This is a genomic window from Prevotella fusca JCM 17724, assembly GCF_001262015.1.
GTDB classification, from domain to species: domain Bacteria; phylum Bacteroidota; class Bacteroidia; order Bacteroidales; family Bacteroidaceae; genus Prevotella; species Prevotella fusca.
In genome coordinates this window covers 98,189-115,579 of record NZ_CP012074.1, presented here as the reverse complement: position 1 = coordinate 115,579, position 17,391 = coordinate 98,189, and the positions used below count along the sequence as shown (strand labels likewise).

The 17,391-nt window shown below is 46.6% G+C and carries 13 protein-coding genes; 3 read left to right on the top strand and 10 right to left on the bottom strand.

Features of this window, described 5'->3' with window-relative positions; all coding sequences use genetic code 11:
- Nucleotides 1-555: 555 nt before the first annotated feature.
- Nucleotides 556-2,379, top strand: coding sequence for a lipoyl synthase (gene lipA, locus ADJ77_RS13115; RefSeq protein WP_081784448.1), 1,824 nt, complete (start codon nt 556-558; stop codon nt 2,377-2,379).
- A 174-nt stretch (nt 2,380-2,553) separates the two neighbouring features.
- Here lipA and ADJ77_RS00475 read toward each other — a convergent pair whose 3' ends face one another.
- The 7 genes from ADJ77_RS00475 to guaB all read right to left on the bottom strand — a co-directional run bounded on the left by ADJ77_RS00475 (nt 2,554) and on the right by guaB (nt 12,943).
- Nucleotides 2,554-3,717 (bottom strand): OmpA family protein, encoded by a 1,164-nt coding sequence (locus tag ADJ77_RS00475; RefSeq protein WP_025078709.1) that lies wholly within the window; start codon nt 3,715-3,717, stop codon nt 2,554-2,556.
- 244 nt (nt 3,718-3,961) lie between these two features.
- Nucleotides 3,962-5,833 (bottom strand): DNA mismatch repair endonuclease MutL, encoded by a 1,872-nt coding sequence (mutL, locus tag ADJ77_RS00470; RefSeq protein ID WP_025078708.1) that lies wholly within the window; start codon nt 5,831-5,833, stop codon nt 3,962-3,964.
- 11 nt (nt 5,834-5,844) lie between these two features.
- On the bottom strand, nt 5,845-6,132 hold the full coding sequence (locus ADJ77_RS00465; protein WP_025078707.1) for a hypothetical protein: 288 nt from the start codon (nt 6,130-6,132) through the stop codon (nt 5,845-5,847).
- Nucleotides 6,133-6,569: 437 nt separating this feature from the next.
- On the bottom strand, nt 6,570-8,444 hold the full coding sequence (locus ADJ77_RS00460) for an OstA-like protein (RefSeq protein WP_050695908.1): 1,875 nt from the start codon (nt 8,442-8,444) through the stop codon (nt 6,570-6,572).
- A gap of 53 nt (nt 8,445-8,497) precedes the next feature.
- Nucleotides 8,498-9,940 carry a peptidylprolyl isomerase gene (locus ADJ77_RS00455; RefSeq protein WP_025078706.1) on the bottom strand — a complete coding sequence of 481 codons (1,443 nt, stop codon included), beginning with the start codon at nt 9,938-9,940 and terminating at the stop codon, nt 8,498-8,500.
- Between the two features lie 17 nt (nt 9,941-9,957).
- Nucleotides 9,958-11,382: a peptidylprolyl isomerase gene (locus tag ADJ77_RS00450; protein ID WP_050695907.1), complete on the bottom strand. Its 1,425-nt coding sequence runs from the start codon at nt 11,380-11,382 to the stop codon at nt 9,958-9,960.
- Nucleotides 11,383-11,458: 76 nt separating this feature from the next.
- Complete coding sequence (gene guaB, locus ADJ77_RS00445) at nt 11,459-12,943, bottom strand: IMP dehydrogenase (RefSeq protein WP_050695906.1); 1,485 nt, start codon at nt 12,941-12,943, stop codon at nt 11,459-11,461.
- A gap of 332 nt (nt 12,944-13,275) precedes the next feature.
- Here guaB and ADJ77_RS00440 point away from each other — a divergent pair, with 332 nt between their 5' ends.
- Nucleotides 13,276-13,764, top strand: a complete 489-nt coding sequence (locus tag ADJ77_RS00440) for a Dps family protein (RefSeq protein ID WP_025078705.1) — start codon at nt 13,276-13,278, stop codon at nt 13,762-13,764.
- Between the two features lie 418 nt (nt 13,765-14,182).
- On the opposite strand, the gene ADJ77_RS00435 is transcribed toward ADJ77_RS00440, so the two are convergent.
- Together ADJ77_RS00435 and ADJ77_RS00430 are read right to left on the bottom strand one after the other, a co-directional pair.
- A complete protein-coding gene (locus ADJ77_RS00435) occupies nt 14,183-14,494 on the bottom strand; it encodes a helix-turn-helix domain-containing protein (RefSeq protein ID WP_050695905.1) in 312 nt (103 codons plus the stop codon).
- Nucleotides 14,495-14,496: 2 nt separating this feature from the next.
- Nucleotides 14,497-14,847, bottom strand: a complete 351-nt coding sequence (locus ADJ77_RS00430) for a type II toxin-antitoxin system RelE/ParE family toxin (protein WP_025078703.1) — start codon at nt 14,845-14,847, stop codon at nt 14,497-14,499.
- A gap of 110 nt (nt 14,848-14,957) precedes the next feature.
- Here ADJ77_RS00430 and ADJ77_RS13680 point away from each other — a divergent pair, with 110 nt between their 5' ends.
- Nucleotides 14,958-15,104: a hypothetical protein gene (locus ADJ77_RS13680; RefSeq protein ID WP_154663373.1), complete on the top strand. Its 147-nt coding sequence runs from the start codon at nt 14,958-14,960 to the stop codon at nt 15,102-15,104.
- A gap of 34 nt (nt 15,105-15,138) precedes the next feature.
- Here ADJ77_RS13680 and recQ read toward each other — a convergent pair whose 3' ends face one another.
- Nucleotides 15,139-17,322, bottom strand: coding sequence for a DNA helicase RecQ (gene recQ, locus ADJ77_RS00425; protein ID WP_050696202.1), 2,184 nt, complete (start codon nt 17,320-17,322; stop codon nt 15,139-15,141).
- Nucleotides 17,323-17,391 lie beyond the last annotated feature (69 nt).

Sequence of the window (17,391 nt, the reverse complement as noted above, 5' to 3'; positions counted from 1 at the left end):
AAATCGCAGACAATGAATTGAAAAATCATGACATAATCTCGGACAAACTATCTACAAACAAAGGTGAAAACACGTGTAAAAAGCAAGTTTGCAACCAGCAGTAAATCAGTTGGTTATGGAGCTGCACAAGAAAAGGTGCTTAATTGGACTTCAAAAGGGCGTTAGTTAGACCTCAAAAGGGCATCTTTTGCAAGCCAATTGGGCGTCTTTTAGAAGCCAAAAGAGCATGTATCCGCTTTGAGTTAGATGAAAATAGTTTACAAAAGACGATTGACATGAGAACAAGTTGTTTATAGAAGACGGAAAGGCATAGTAACGGGTGGACATGGCTAAAATGTCACTCTCCTTATCCAACTACCCAGACGGCATAACATAAAAAGGGAAAAAGAGAACATTCTCAGTTCCTCTCGCATTCAAAAGGGATAACGATTAACCCAATAAGACTAAATTGCCTTATTGCCCTAACAACCACTTTCCACTATTTTCCTCACTTTCTATTCTCTCTTTAATTATTTTATTTGTACATTTGTTCCCATAAAACAATCAATACCAACGATGAAATATATACTACTGCCAAAACCAGATACCATTCATCAACTGCCCTTCTACTTTGCAGTGGAAGAATACGTGGCACGTCATTACACCGATGACGACTACTTTGTGGGTTGGCGTGTGAACCCTACGGTAATGCTGGGGCGCAACCAACTGATTGACAATGAGGTCAACACAGACTATTGCAAGGAACACAAGATAGATATTTTCAGACGGAAAAGCGGCGGCGGATGTATCTATGCCGACAAGGGTTGCATACAGTTCTCCTATATCTCGTGCGCCGTCAATGCCAATGAAGCCTTTGCGCAATACATGCAACGGATGGCGGGAATGTTGCAAGGACTGAATATTGATGCACAGCTGTCGGGACGTAATGATATTCTTATCGACAACACAAAGGTGTCGGGCTGCGCTTTCTATCAGCTTCCCAACCGAAGCGTGCTGCATAACTCCCTGCTCTTCGACACCCAGCTCGACCACCTCTCCAATGCACTCACTCCAGCAAAGGAGAAACTGCAGAGCAAGGGGGTGGCATCTATCAGACAGCGTGTTACAAACGTTGCAACCTACACACAGCTGAACATAACGGACTTCATGGACCATGTAAGACGGGAGATGTGCGGTGAGGACGTGCTGAAGCTGACCGAAGAAGACATGAAAGAGGTGGCTGAGATTGAGAAAGAACTGGCTTCCTATGAGTTCGTCTATGGGAAGAATCCGAAATATTCCATTGTACGGAAACATCGCTTTGAAGGTGTCGGAACACTCGAGGCACATGTGGAACTGAAGAACAACATCATCGGGAGCATCAATATGGTGGGCGACTACTTTCTTCTTGGCGACATCGACCACGATTTCCTTGCACTACTCAAGGGCTGTGAGTTCACACGGGAAGCTGTAGGCGAAACGCTGCAGGAACTGGACTTGTCAACCATCATACGTGGTCTGACGCTACGGCAGTTCCTCCGTCTGCTCTTCGGACGTGAACCGCACGTAATGAAGCCGGAGTGGCTGAAGATAGACCTCACATCGAAGAAGTCGACAGGTGAGACGGCAGGCATCCTTGCCAAGCATCATCTGAACACCATCTGCACGAGCGGACTCTGTCCGAACCGCTCGGAATGTTGGATGGCTCGCACGGCAACATTGATGATCGGTGGTGAGATATGTACCCGTAAGTGCCGCTTCTGCAATACTTTGAGCGGCAAACCCAGACAGCTCAATCCCGACGAGCCACGCCATGTGGCAGAGTCGATCAAGGCACTCGGACTGCGTTATGCCGTCATTACCTCCGTTGACCGTGACGACCTGCCCGACTATGGTGCTGCCCACTGGATAAAGACCATTGAGGAAGTACGACGGTTGAATCCCGACACAAAGATTGAACTGCTCATCCCCGACTTCATGGGACAGGCGGAACTCATACGCCAGGTGATGGCAACACATCCGCATGTGGCAGGACATAATATGGAAACGGTGCGTCGCCTCACACCATCCGTGCGTTCTGTGGCACGCTATGAACGTAGTTTAGACGTGCTGCGAGAGATTACGAACTGTGGCATCACTGCCAAGACAGGCTTCATGCTCGGCTTGGGTGAGACACACGAGGAAATCTTAGAGACTATGGACGACATCCTCGCAACAGGCTGCCGACGCCTCACACTCGGTCAGTATCTCCAGCCTACAGCCCATCATCTGCCTGTCAAGGCTTATATCACACCCGAACAGTTTGCCGAATACAAGCAGATTGCATTAGACAAGGGCTTCAAGCACGTGGTGAGCGGTCCGCTTGTCCGTTCGTCTTACCACGCAGCAGAAGGGTTTTAAACCATTGTTTACACGATGGGGAACACAAAGGGGCAATGATAAAAGAACTGGTATTGGACTTATTAGACCAATTAGCCTAATAAGCCCAATTGGTCCTATCATCATAACAAAAAGTAGGGATACACGACCGTGTATCCCTACTTGCATTTGAGAAATATCTTGACTATACTTATCTTATTCCGTAATCTGAACGGTTGCACGGCGGTTGAAGGAGATTGGAGACAAGGTCTCTACCCCACCCTTACCAACAGTCGTAATCTTGTTGTTCTCAACGCCCATCTTGACAAGCTCGTTGGCAACAACAGCTGCTCGACGCTCTGACAGCTTCTGGTTGTAAGCAGCAGACCCCGTTGCACTGTCAGCATAGCCAGTCACAAGGAGGTTGTTATTGTTCTCCTTGGCATACTTGGCAAGTGCCTGTACATTTACAAGGTCTTTCTGCGAAGCTATTGTAGACTGGTTAATATCGAAGAAGACCGAAACAGGTGTTGTAATCAACTGCTTAACAGATTCTGATGTAGTCTCGACAGGCTTCTGATTAGCCAGTTCATCACGAAGACGGGCACTCTCTTCCTCTGCATCCTGAAGGCGGGCATTCAGTGCGTCGAGTGCTGCCTGATGCTGTGCATTAATGGCTTCCATATCCGGTGTCTTGTCCCAAGTGCCCTTACCGATGTTGAAGTTCAGACCGATTTCCGCATAAAGGTTATTGTCGTGTGACTCCCATCCACGGCGTTCGTTATTCGCATAGGCAGCACCATCGAGGTCACCCTCATAGCGGTTCCAACCAGCTTCAAGATAGACACGCATTCCCTTGCTGACCTTCCAGGACGACTGAAGACCTGCACTCAACCCCATGGCATAACGGTTGGCAGACATAGAGCGTCCGACACCGGCACCAGCAAACGGAACAATGTTCCATACACGGTTCTCATTGTAACCACAAAGGAGGTTACTAAGATTGAACATCACCTGCTCCTGTGCTATCCAGTACTTGTTACTGTTATCGAGCTGAGACGCAGGATTGCTGTCAGCACCCACACGCTTGCCCCATATACCCTGTACCTTTGTACGAAGACCGATACCTGGTGTGAACCACTTACCGATGGCGAAGGAAGCACCCGACTTTGAACGAAAGTCCTTCAAAGGACTGACAGCAGCATCACGACCGTGCTCCTGATCGGAATACCACGCATTCCAGTCTGCACCGACCTGTACGAACCAGTTGCTCCAGAACGAATTTGTTGCGACGCTATACTTATCAGTAAGAACCTCATCTTGCGCAAAACTGGTCAGAGATGCACCAGCCAATGCCAATAGTATCAATAACTTTTTCATAATCTTATTATTTAACAATCTTAATCCATTCCTGTCCATTGCCAGACAATAAGACTTGACAATGGTGCTAAGCCTATGCACAAAGATAATAATTAAAATCTATCACGGTCGCTTTTTTCAAAAAAATACAATTTATTTAACGTTGAGCATCAACTTTAAATAAAGGCTATAACAAACAATTAGCCCTATTAGACTAATCAGACTAATAGGGCTAATAAGACAAACAGTCCCAACAAAAAGACCATCAACTATCAAAGAGATGCTCAATATCCTGCTGCTTCATTATCGCAATCACAGGTTCACCAGAAGGCGTATAATTGACATTACTGCAGGCAAAGAGCTCGTTGACAATATTATCCATCTCAACATTGCTCAGGACCTGTCCCTGCGGTATGGCTGCATTACGGGCAAGGCTCAGTGCCAAAGTCTGGTCAATCTCATCCTTCGCACTCGTTCCGCTCTCCATAGCTGAAGCCACCATATCATTGACAAGCGCAATGACATTCAGCCCCTCAATGCCTGCTGGGACACCATTGACTGCATAACTGCCACCACCAAGGCTGTCAAGCTGGAAGCCCATCTCCGCCATCTCGGGCAGGACCTGGTCAAGAACCGTCTGGTCAGAAACAGAGAACTGAACCATCTCTGGGAACAGAACCTTTTGAGAATGTACCTTATGCTCAGACAGCTGGCGCAGATACTCTTCGTAGAGAATACGGATGTGGGCACGATGCTGGTCAATAATCATCAGCCCCGACTTCACGGCAGTCATGATGTAACAGCCTTTATACTGATAATGCGACGGTGCCTTGTCCTCTATTATTGTCTCATCAACAGACTGTGTTACTGCCGAGGAGATAATCGTTCCTTCCTCCATTCCACTGTCCATCGTCTCCACCTCACCCTGTTCAAAGAGCTTTGACTGGCGGATTTCACCTCCGGAATCCAAGCCGGCATAGAGGTCTTCCCAGCCTTCCGGTGCCGAAGGCTTATTCGGCCGAGCCGTCTGCTTGAAAGGATTATAGGATGGATTGAAGTCAATCTTTGGTGCAGACGTACCTGCATTGGGGTTAAACACAGGAATATCTGGCTTGCCCTCGGTATCAAAGTCAATGGCTGGAATATCATTGAAACGTCCAACAGCCTCCTTAACGGCTGCAAGCAGAATCTGCCAGATAGCCTGTTCGTTCTCAAACTTTATCTCTGTCTTGGTCGGATGGATATTCACATCAATATTCTCTGCCGGCACATCGAAGTAAAGGAAATAAGGAACCTGCTCTCCCTGTGGGATAAGTCGGTCGAAAGCCGTGATGACTGCCTTGTGAAAATAGGGATGCTTCATATAGCGGTCATTGACAAAGAAATACTGATGCGGTGTCTTCTTCCGTGCTGCCTCTGGCTTACCGACAAAGCCGTGGATATGGCAAAGGCTCGTATCAACATCTATCGGCAGAAGATCCTGATTGAGTCGCTTGCCGAATACTTCAACGATACGCTGGCGATAGTTGCAGGCACGAAGGCTGAAAAGCTCTGTCCCGTTGCTGTGCAGGGTAAAGGAAATCTGCGGATAGACCAGTACGATGCGTTCAAAGGCTGTGATGATATTATTGAGCTCGGTAGTATTCGACTTCAGGAACTTGCGGCGGGCTGGCACATTGAAGAAGAGATTTTCAACCAGGAAGTTGCTTCCCACAGGACAGGAACAAGGCTCCTGACCAGTAAAACGGCTGCCCGAAACAGACAGATGTGTACCCAGTTCCTCGCTCTCCATGCGTGTCTTCAGTTCTATCTGAGCCACAGCAGCAATGGATGCCAGTGCTTCTCCACGGAAACCCATCGTACGAAGCGAGAAGAGGTCGTCCGCCTTGCGAATCTTAGAAGTGGCATGACGCTCGAAAGAAAGGCGTGCATCGGTCTCTGACATACCCTTCCCATCATCGATTACCTGAATGGAAGTGCGCCCGGCATCAACCACCAGCACATCAATACGCTTTGCTCCGGCATCAATCCCATTCTCCACCAACTCCTTGACAACCGAAGCCGGACGCTGGATGACCTCACCAGCTGCAATCTGATTGGCTACACTGTCTGGTAAAAGTTGTATAATATCACTCATGAACTATCCTGTTAAGCAATGAATAAAAATAATGTAAGCAGGGCGATGACACCTGCTGAAAGAATCAACGACACCCACATTGCCGTAAAACGATTGCCTCGATGGCGCAGCACTTCGGGCTTCAATGAACCGCTGAACCTGTGCTGCAGTTCCTCCCGACACCTGCTGTCAGAAACCTTTTCACCGTTCAGCTCACGGCGTGCACGCTGCTCCATATCCTTGAGCAGTTCCTTGCGTTCGTCCACATACATATACTCATGGTGGAAACGACGGGGACGTGATGACTGGAAGAAAAACATTCTTGTATAAGGAATTTAAGAAGTTAGAGCGTCAAGGGTTTCAAGCCAGATGACCAATACCATCAAGTCAATGATTTGAAAGGGGACTGACAATATTCCCTGTATTGATAAATAACACAAAAACCGACTTGACTTTGGCAGCCAGACAGACAGCAGATAACCTGCAAACAGCGGTCTTTTCGTCGCTTTCTTGCTGCTTGGCAAAATATTACCAACCATTGGCTATGATATTACAAAGCCTTAGTAATGATTCTACAAAGCCTTGGTAATAGTTCTACAAAGCCTTGGTAATAGTTCTACAAAGCCTTGGTAATGTTTCTACAAAACCTTGGTAATAGTTCTACAAAGCCTTGGTATGCCTGTTACCAGCCCTTAGTTATCGAGTTTCCAATGACAGGCAATCATCCAACCAAGTCTGCATCCGACGTAATCCTTCGTCATTCTATATGTTGTCGGGGCGGTAGAGATACCCGTGCATTACGCACAGTTGCACTCGTCTTACGTGCGGCACGGCGGAATATATCACCCTTATCCTTAGGGCGTACCTCATCGAAAAGCTCAAAGTGAGGCAGTGTCAACTTGTCGGGCGGTATCTGCGTCATCGGGCTTATGACACCATTCGACTTCGACATCCATATCTTCTGCAACTTCCGTTCAGGCGAAATGAACATCCGAAGAGTGTCCGTCTCGGTATAATTATGCCCGATGAGCGTACTATCCTTATCGGTATGATAGAAGATAACTTCCACATTTCCCCAGGCATCAACACGGCGGGCAGCACCATTCACGAAGTCAGCACGCATATCCTTCGAGGATATCTGATTGTAATACTTATTGTCGGGCAGCTTCTCGATAGAGAAAGCATTGCCATAGACAAACGCCTGACGGATGGTGGAGTCGTTCATATACGCCTTGATGGAATCGCCCACCAGCTGGCGGTTACCGCTCCACACGATAGGATAATCATACATCGTCAGACAAGAATCCTTGGTATTGGCTACCATAAAACCACACACAGCCTGTACGTCTGTACGGTAGGCACGGACGTTGTTCACACCATATATCTCACGATACATCTGTGGAGTATTCATGTGAAAGCCCTTCATACTGATGGTATCAGCATGTACAAAGAGCGTATCACCCTGTGAGAAGTCCTTGGCAACAGGTCCGGGATTGCCACCGAAGGCTATCGCAGCAGAATCAGTGTAATGCAGGTAATCACCATAGAAAGCGTGCTTTCCCTTGTAGTCAATGTAATATACATTGCCTTCACCTGTTCCTTCGTGCGTATTGCTGTTATAGGTAAGGTCACGACCTGTCACGGTACGCTGCTTCAACTTGTCCACAATCTTCACATTACCACGCCCTTCGCTATAGCCAGTCTTGGCATTATAGGTCACTTCATCACCTGTAATGACACGCTGCACCTTACGGTCGTCAATCTTCACGTTGCCACGTGCGTTGCTATGCCCCGTCTTTTCATTATAGAACACATCCTGACCTATGATGGTACGGTTGTTTGCCTTGTCAACAATCTTCACATTACCATGACCTTCTGCATCGCCTGTCGTACTGTTGTAGATGATGTTATCACCCTCAACATCCTGCTTTGGTGAGGTAATGGTGGAGCGTCCGTTTAGCTCCATGTGGTCAGTCTTGCTGTTGTAGGTACCATCATTCGTGTGCACTACTTCCCCTTTGGCTGTCTTGATAACCGATTTGCCGATGACGTGGACAAGACCTGTCTCGGTGTTACCGTGCGCCTCTGGTGTCGTGATACGATACTTAGGCGTGAACATCACGACATCTCCGAAGAAGTTGGCATCATGTGTCTCCGTATTGTAGTCGCCCTGGTCAGCGATAACAGTATTGCCATTATAGACCAACGTACCACGTCCGCCAAAGTAGTTAGCGACCTTAGATGCTGTGTTATAATCCAAGCTGTCGCAACGGAGCGACCTGCCCGGCTCTCTCGCAACCACCTTTCCACGTGCCTGAACCATCTGTCCGTAACCGTCATAATGAAGACGCTGGCAATCCAGTGTCACCCCACCCGGACGGGTGATGTGTACACGGCTGAACGCCTTGAACCAGTTTGATTTCTCGTTGAAATAAGCACTGTCGCACTTAAGCGTCATTCCCTTGTAGCGAAAGCGTACATCTCCCTTAGCAATCATCACATCGGGCATCTCCATCTGGTTATGACGCAGATTGTCGGCATGGTCAATATAGAATTTGTTGCCTTTCTTCTCCGCTACTTTCTGAGCCATAACCGACTGTGACTGCCATAGTCCAAACAGGCATAGAATCATGATTACCAGGATTCTATGCCCGCAAAATGTATCTTTATACCTGCTGTTTATTGTCATTTAATCCAACCTTCGTACTGGAACTTACAATCTTTATAACGAGGATTAATCCTTACATAGGTTTCCTTTACTTTCTTCACAACCCAGTCATGGATAATTTCCATCCTGCGCTTAGCAGTAACGATGTCACGCATAGCCTGGAAGTCTTCGGTAATCGTTGCCCGATGCTCTGGCACACGTGCCTTCAGCTTCACAATGGCACAGACAACCTTGCCTCGGGCATTGACCATCTGGAACGGTATTGAGATCTCTCCAACCTTCATCGTTTCGACTACACGAGCCACTTCTGTCGGCAAATCCTTCATCTTGAAACGTGATGTACGGGAGTTTTCAGACGAGTTGACCATCAGTCCGTGGTTGTTCTTCGTGTCTTTATCATCAGAGAGATAAGCCGTAGCATCCTCAAATGTAAACTTACCTTTCTTGATATCCTTGCCTATTGAATCCAAACGTTCCTTGGCTGCATCAACAGAAGCCATTGACACATGCGGCTTCAACAGGATATGACGGCAGTTCACCTTATCGCCACGACGGTCGACAAGCTGGATAATATGGTAGCCGAACTCACTTTCTACGACCTTTGAAACCTTCTTAGGGTCAGTAAGATTGAAAGCTGCTGCAGCAAATGCAGGGTCGAGCATACCACGTCCCATGTAGCCCAACTCGCCACCCTGTCGGGCAGACCCAGTATCTTCAGAGTAGAGACGAGCTAATGTTGCAAAGGATGTCTCGCCTTTCGTAACACGATCCGTATAATCACGCAGCTGGTTCTTGATGCGGTTCACCTCCTCCGGCTCAACTCTCGGAGTCTGCGTAAGAATCTCAACTTCAACCGTTGTAGGAATCATCGGAATACTATCTACGGGCAGCTTTCTGAAGTATTCACGTACCTCAGCAGGTGAAATCTTCACATCGCTGACCAGTTTCTCCTGCATCTTCTGCACGAGCTGACGGTTCTTGTAGTCGTCATGCAGGTCCTGACGAATCTGTGCCATACTCTTGTGCTGGAACTCTTCGAGCTTCTCCTTTGAACCAATCTGCGGCAGGGAAATCCAGTAGTTAATCTGCTGTTCAATGCCTTGGGATATTTCTGACTCTGTCACCTCAATACTGTCAAGGGCTGCCTGATGGAGAAAAAGTTTCTGAACGGCAATCTGTTCGGGCAGAATACACTCAGGATTGCCATCCCACTTCATGCCTTCTGCCTCAGACTGCAGCCTCATTATCTCGACTTCCGACTTCAGTATAGGTTCATCACCTACTACCCAGATGACTTCATCTACGACACTGTTCGACTTATCCATGGCAGTTGTCTCAGTTTTCACAGAGTCAGCCAGACCAACAGAAGCACTGGCACGGAACGCACCAGCATGCAAGCTCATTGCCGTAAGAACTGTTCCTGCAAGCAGGACTATCGTTTTTCCTTTATTTATCTTCATTGAATTCCTTTATTTTCTTAATGCTTATTGACTGTTGAAAGCACATTCTTGTCAACAACTACCTTATACTTCTTGCGCAATGCAGCCACCCATTCCTTCTCCAGTTCTTCCTGATAGCTGGATACAACAAGGTCGCGCACATCGTCCAGGCTCTCGGGGACCTTGAGTTTCTTGCCGAATACTGCGTCAATCGGGTATCCGTCAACTGACTTAACAGTTGCCTTCACACCGAAGACATCACGGTCTATAAGCGCATTGTCACCCTTGCGGAAGATACCTTTCTCTACACGGATGCGGATTGTATTATCAGCATTGAACGTGTCACGTAGTTTCGCTGCCCACTTATTGAAAGGCAGATTCTTCACACAAGCCTTCACGGCATCTACATCAGCCTTTGTCTTCACGTGATAGGCAATACCCTTAAAACGTGGTTCAGCCCACTTATATTGTTTCTTATGCTTACGGAAATAGGCTTCGAGTGCCTTTTCGTCCTTGGCAGCCTTGTCCCAGACAGTACGGTTACTCATTTCAATCATCAGCAGACCGTCATAATATTCACGGATAAGGTTCTTCATGCCCGCATCTTTCTCTTCTAATGAGGCAAGTTTCCTGTCGAGCAACTGCTCCTGCGTAACACTCTTTCCCTCCTTCTGTACGAGCGAATCAAGTTTCTGGTCGATAATCTGTTCACGCAATCCACGCATCTCAATGTACTGCATGATGTCAGCCCGGAGCGTTTCATAAGTCGGAAAGTTCTCACGCCCAAACATCTTGATGATATGATAACCGAAAGGTGAAAGCACAGGAGTGCTTATTTGTCCTGGACTCAATGCCAACATTGCCTTCTCGAATTCAGATACTGTCTGCCCTTTCTGAAGATGTGGAAGGTCGCCGCCATCCTTGGCAGAGTTGACATCCGTTGAATATTTCTTCGCAAGTTCTGCAAAGTCAGCTCCGCCTTGGAGAGCCGTGTAAATGGAGTCAGCCAACTGCTTTGCAGCAGTTTCTTCATCCTGTGGCGCATGCTGGCTCAATCCGATGAGAATATGTGCGCAATGCCACAGTCCGCCATTAGCCTCAACCTGCTGCTGCGTCTCACGGTAAATCCTACGTGCTTCAGTCTCAACGTCAGCATCAGTGATGAACGTCGGGCGTACCTGCTGGTTGCGATAGCTGAGAAACTCTTTCTTGAAAGAACTGAGTGTGTCAAGACGTGCATCGAGTGCAGCCTGTACCTTCAGTTTGTAATTGATGAAGAGATCAACATACTCATCAACACTCTTCTTGTCAATCACCCCCTTAGCATTGTTCTTATTGTACGAATACTCAAATTCCGAACGGCTCACCGGCTGTCCGTTGATAGTCATTATTGTCGGGTCTGTCTGCCCGTATGCTATTGTTGCTGAGAGCAGTGCAACTGATAGAAGTACCTTGAATTTCATTGTTATTATTTTAAAACACAGGTACCCTCTCCCCTGACAAAGCAGGGAAGAGGGCTTATTATTTATCGTCTTTTTATTATTCCGGGCGCGAATAGTTTGGTGCCTCGCTGGTGATGGTGATGTCATGTGGATGACTTTCCATCACACCGGCATTGGTGATACGTGTGAACTTGGCGTTATGCAAGCCTTCGATAGAAGCTGCACCGCAGTAACCCATACCCGAACGAAGACCACCAACAAGCTGATAGATAACCTCCTGTACGGTTCCCTTGTAAGGAACACGACCAGCAATACCTTCCGGCACAAGTTTCTTCACATCGCCGACGTCACCCTGAAAGTAACGGTCACGTGAGCCGTTCTTCTGTTCCATTGCCTCCAATGAGCCCATACCACGGTAGCTCTTGAACTTACGTCCGTTGAAGATGATCGTATCACCAGGTGACTCTTCCGTACCAGCAACCAGCGAACCAATCATCACACTGCTGCCACCAGCTGCCAGTGCCTTTACAACATCGCCAGAGTAACGCAGACCACCATCAGCAATCAATGGCACGCCTGTCCCCTCCAACGCCTTGCACACATCATAGATAGCACTCAGCTGTGGTACGCCGACACCTGCTACGACACGTGTCGTACAGATAGACCCCGGACCGATACCCACCTTAACGGCGTCAGCACCATTGTCAACAAGGAACTTTGCAGCTTCACCTGTTGCAATGTTACCCACAACAACATCAAGGTTAGGGAAGGCTGCCTTCACGTCGTGCAGCTTGCCGATCACACCGGCAGAATGTCCGTGAGCGGTATCAATGACGATGGCATCAACACCTGCAGCAACAAGTGCCTGTGCACGTTCCATCGCATCGCCGGTAACACCGACACCAGCCGCCACACGCAGACGACCCTTCTCATCCTTACAAGCCATCGGCTTGTCCTTGGCTTTGGTAATATCCTTATAGGTAATCAGACCCACGAGATGGTTCTCACGGTCGATTACTGGCAATTTCTCAATCTTGTTTTCCTGCAGAATCTGTGCAGCTGCCATGAGATCAGTCTGCTGATGGGTAGTAACAAGGTTTTCCCTGGTCATCACCTCGTCAATAAGTTTGTCCAGATGACGCTCAAAACGGAGGTCACGGTTGGTGACAATACCCACAAGATGGTTATCTTCATCAACAACAGGAATACCACCGATGTGATAGTCAGCCATCATGTCAAGTGCATCCTTCACGGTACGTCCCTGCCGGATAGTAACCGGGTCATAAATCATACCGTTCTCAGCTCGCTTCACGATAGCAACCTGATGTGCCTGTTCTTCGATGCTCATGTTCTTGTGAATCACACCGATACCGCCTTCACGTGCAATGGCAATTGCCATCGAACTCTCCGTAACGGTGTCCATAGCCGCCGTAACGAAAGGCACATTGAGTTCAATGTGACGTGAAAACTTGGTTTTCAACTCCACCTCTTTGGGCAGTACTTCTGAATAAGCCGGGACTAAAAGGACGTCATCGTAGGTCAAGCCGTCCATCATGATTTTGTCTGCAACAAATGATGACATAATTGTATTTTAGAAATTTATTGCATGCAAATTTAGCAATTAAAAATCAAACAGACAGGCTTTTTCCGGTTTTTCTCACACCTTATTAAAAGTATTTAATATTTATTCCTTAACATATTCCCTGCCTTTCGCCAATGACTATAAAATATCAAGCCCGCATCCACACTTTATAAAAGTCAACATGTAGACAATAATCTACTCATTATCAGACAATAACAAGCATCTATAGACTGTATCAATGAGTGTATAGAATTTATCTGTTGTGGTAGATTGACAAACTCAATAACTTTGCAAACGAAAACAAGAAACAACAACTTAAGAACATATTAAAGATGAAAACATTAGATTTGTTAGGTTTAGATGAGAAGAAGGTACAGAACGTAGTAAACGAACTTTCAGTTTTACTGGCAGACCTTCAGGTATATTACAGTAACCTTCGTGGCTTCCATTGGAACGTAAAGGGGCATGGGTTCTTCATCATGCACAGAAAGTATGAAGAGCTTTACAACGACACTGCTGAGAAGGTTGACGAGGTAGCAGAGCGTATCCTTCAGTTAGGTAGTACTCCGGAGAGCCGTTACAGTGCCTATTTACAGACAGCAGAACTCAAAGAAGTTGGTGTCGTAAGCTGTAGCAATGAGGCACTTGACATCCTCTTAACAACTTACAAGACACTGATTGCACGTGAGCGCAGAATCATCGAACTTGCTTCAGATGCAAAGGATGATACAACAGTTTCACTGATGAGCGATTTCCTCAAAGAGCAGGAAAAGACCGTTTGGATGCTCGTTGCTGTAAAATCACAGAGCTGCGCAGAATAAAACAAAAACATTATAAATACCAAGAGGCTGATTCAGAAGTAAGAATGCACGCCATACACATTCGTCAGAAGGCTTAATTGAAGATTTGACTAAACTTGTACCACCCTTCATTAACCACTGACCACTTTCTGATTCAGTCTCTTTCTTGTTTTTTTTACATGAAAAGAAAGAATTATTTTTAGAACTTCCTGGCAAATGTTTCCCATGTGAGTTAGCCATTATCTTCTTACAATAATTCTTTATAATAACCGTAAAGGCCCTACATTTCCATCTTCAGCTAACATGTTATTACTCCACACATATCGTGTTGTTACCCCGCACATATCGTGCTGTTGGTAAACACCAATGGTGCTGAGTGCTAAATACCTTGCAATATACTACCGAAGCGGAGTCAACTTATTTCTTATCACCAGCATAACTACCCTACAACCAATGCAAAACGAAGTCCTAAAGCATTCGCTATTTGCATAAAGGTAGAAAGCTGCATATCACTGTTTCCACGCTCGATATTTGAGATATATTCCCGCTCCTTGCCTATCTTATCAGCCAATTGCTGCTGTGTCATCTTCTGCTGCTTACGCTGTTCTTTTAGTAATTCTGCATAATAATAAGCCTTGGCACGTGCCTCGAACTCTTCACGTTCGGGTGAACCAGGCTCACCATACTTCTCTGCCAGACGTTCAGAAGAGGTGCGCAACATCGACAATTTGTTTTCATCTAACTTTACCATAACTAATCCTCCATATATTTTTCCAACAACCTGTAAGCCTTGCTTATCTCTCGCTTATATTGTTTCGTATCTTTCTTCAAAAAAGAATTAAGATACAGAATCTTCGTTGCCTGCATGAAACTTGCAGCGTCCACAGCAAAGAGAATCGTACGATACTCATTACTCCCTAAAGAGACACGTACCTCGTAAAGTTCTGTATTCTCTAAATGCTTTACATACTTCTTCTTTACCACATCCTGTGTTTTGATAATATGTTCCACATAATCGTACTTCTCTTTGGTTCTTGAATCCAAACCTGCATAATAGGCTTCATACTCTGGCGAGTAAATGATTTCTCTTACTAGTTTATCCATAAGCAAAGGTAACAAATAGATTACAAATATCCAAATATATGGAATAAATAAATTACATTATTAAGATTTATAAATATTTCATGGCCAACTGTTGGAAAGGGCAGAACACTGTGGCTTCCTTTCAGGTTTTCAAGCCGTCAAAGGAAGAAGATGCCGCTAAGGCATTGTGGGATATATCCGCAGGGGATGCCGGTGCATGCGTCCGCTACAGACAAGTTAACGGAAGCGCAAAGCCTGCATCCCTTGCAGACAGATGATTACACGCCCTTGAAACTACAGGGGCGGACGGCATCAGTTGGCCATCTCTGACAGGAACTTGATGCGGACAAGGCGGATTTCTTCTTCGCTGTAATCGCCATCAAGTTCTTCCATCGCAGCATCAAGACTGTCAGTTTCGCTATCCATGAAATAATCGTAGATATCGTCTATCTGGTCTTCATCATACACATCCTCAAGGAAGTAGTCGATGTTGAGTTTCGTTCCACTATAGACAATCTCCTCTATCTTTGTCAGCAGGTCATCGAAATCAAGTCCTTCAGCTGATGCGATGTCATCAAGCGGCAACTGACGGTCGATACTCTGTATAATCTTGACCTTCTGCATCGACTTCTTTGCTACTGTCCTGACACGCAGTTCCTCCGGACGTTCGATGTTATTCTCCTCACAATGCTGCTTTATCAGTTCACAGAACTCCTTTCCATAACGTTTCGCCTTACCGGCACCGACGCCCTGGATATTCTGCAGTTCCTGTTCGTTGACAGGATACATCATTGCCATCTGCTCCAAGGAAACATCCTGGAAGATAACATAAGGGGGGATTTCCAACTTACGCGCAATCTTCTTGCGAAGGTTCTTCAGCATGGAGAAGAGTTCCGGATCAAGCACCGCCGAACCCATCATTGGCTCATCGTCCTCATCCTCCTCCTTGAATTCGGCATCCATAACTATCATAAACGACTCGGGCGACTTCATGAACCGCTTACCGGCAGAAGTCAGCTTCAACAGTCCATAGTTCTCTACATCCTTCTTCAGATAGCCAGCCAGTAACGCCTGACGTATCACAGGATTCCATATCTTCGGATCTTCGTCCTCACCCTCACCGAATTCATCTAACTCGTCGTGCTTGTGGTCTTTCTGGTCGTCAGTAGCCCTACCCCGCACAAAGTCGATGACATACTCCTGCCGGAAGTTCTCTTTCAGCGTCTTGACAGCCTGAAGGACAATGAGAAGTTGCTTCTGACCTTCAATCTTTTTCTTGGGATGCAGACAGTTGTCGCACATACAGCAGTTCTCCTTCGGATACTCCTCACCAAAGTAATGCAACAGCATCTTCCTACGACAGACAGATGATTCCGCATAGGCTTCCGTTTCCTGTAACAGCTGACGCCCGATATCCTGTTCAGCAACAGGCTTTCCCTCCATGAACTTCTCCAGTTTATTGAGGTCTTTCTTGGAATAGAACACGACACATATCCCTTCCTCTCCATCACGTCCGGCACGTCCAGTTTCCTGGTAATAACCCTCAAGACTCTTCGGAATGTCATAATGTATGACGAAACGCACATCAGGCTTGTCGATACCCATACCGAAAGCTATCGTTGCCACAATCACATCCAGTTCTTCCATAAGGAAGTCGTCCTGTGTCTTGGAGCGTGTCTCCGAGTCAAGTCCGGCATGATAGGGAGCAGCCTTGATGTCGTTGGCTTGCAGAATGGCTGCCAGCTCTTCCACCTTCTTGCGTGAAAGACAATAGATGATGCCGCTCTTGCCCGCATGCTGCTTGATAAACTTGATAATCTGCTTATTCGTATCGTCATCATTCTTCTTCGGACGCACCTCATAATAAAGGTTAGGACGGTTGAAAGAACTCTTGAACTCCGCACAATCCTCAATGCCCAGACTGCGCACAATGTCAGTACGTACCTTGTCAGTAGCCGTTGCGGTAAGTGCAATGACAGGCGCAGTGCCAATCGTTTCGATGGCATAACGAATCTTACGGTACTCAGGGCGGAAGTCATGTCCCCACTCAGAGATACAATGTGCCTCATCTATAGCGTAGAAGCTAATCTTCACCGACTTAAGGAACTCCATATTCTCCTCTTTGTTCAAGGACTCCGGAGCCACATAAAGCAGTTTTGTGCGACCAGAAACAATGTCCGAACGCACCTGATCGATTTCGGCTTTCTTCAAGGAAGAGTTGAGATAATGCGCCACACCATCTTCCTCGCTGATTCCATTGATGACGTCCACCTGGTTCTTCATCAATGCAATGAGCGGAGAAACGACTATCGCCGTTCCTTCCATAATCAATGAAGGAAGCTGATAACAAAGACTCTTGCCACCACCTGTCGGCATCAGCACAAAGGTATCTTGTCCGTCAAGAAGATTGCGGATAATAGCCTCTTGGTCGCCTTTGAACTTGTCAAAGCCAAAGTAATGTTTTAGTTTTTCGGTAAGATTGACTTCTTGTGTCATGTTAATAGCTGGGTATGTTCCAATCTTTTTCGGTTCAGTAGAAAGACACACAGCCCACTGAAGCAAAGT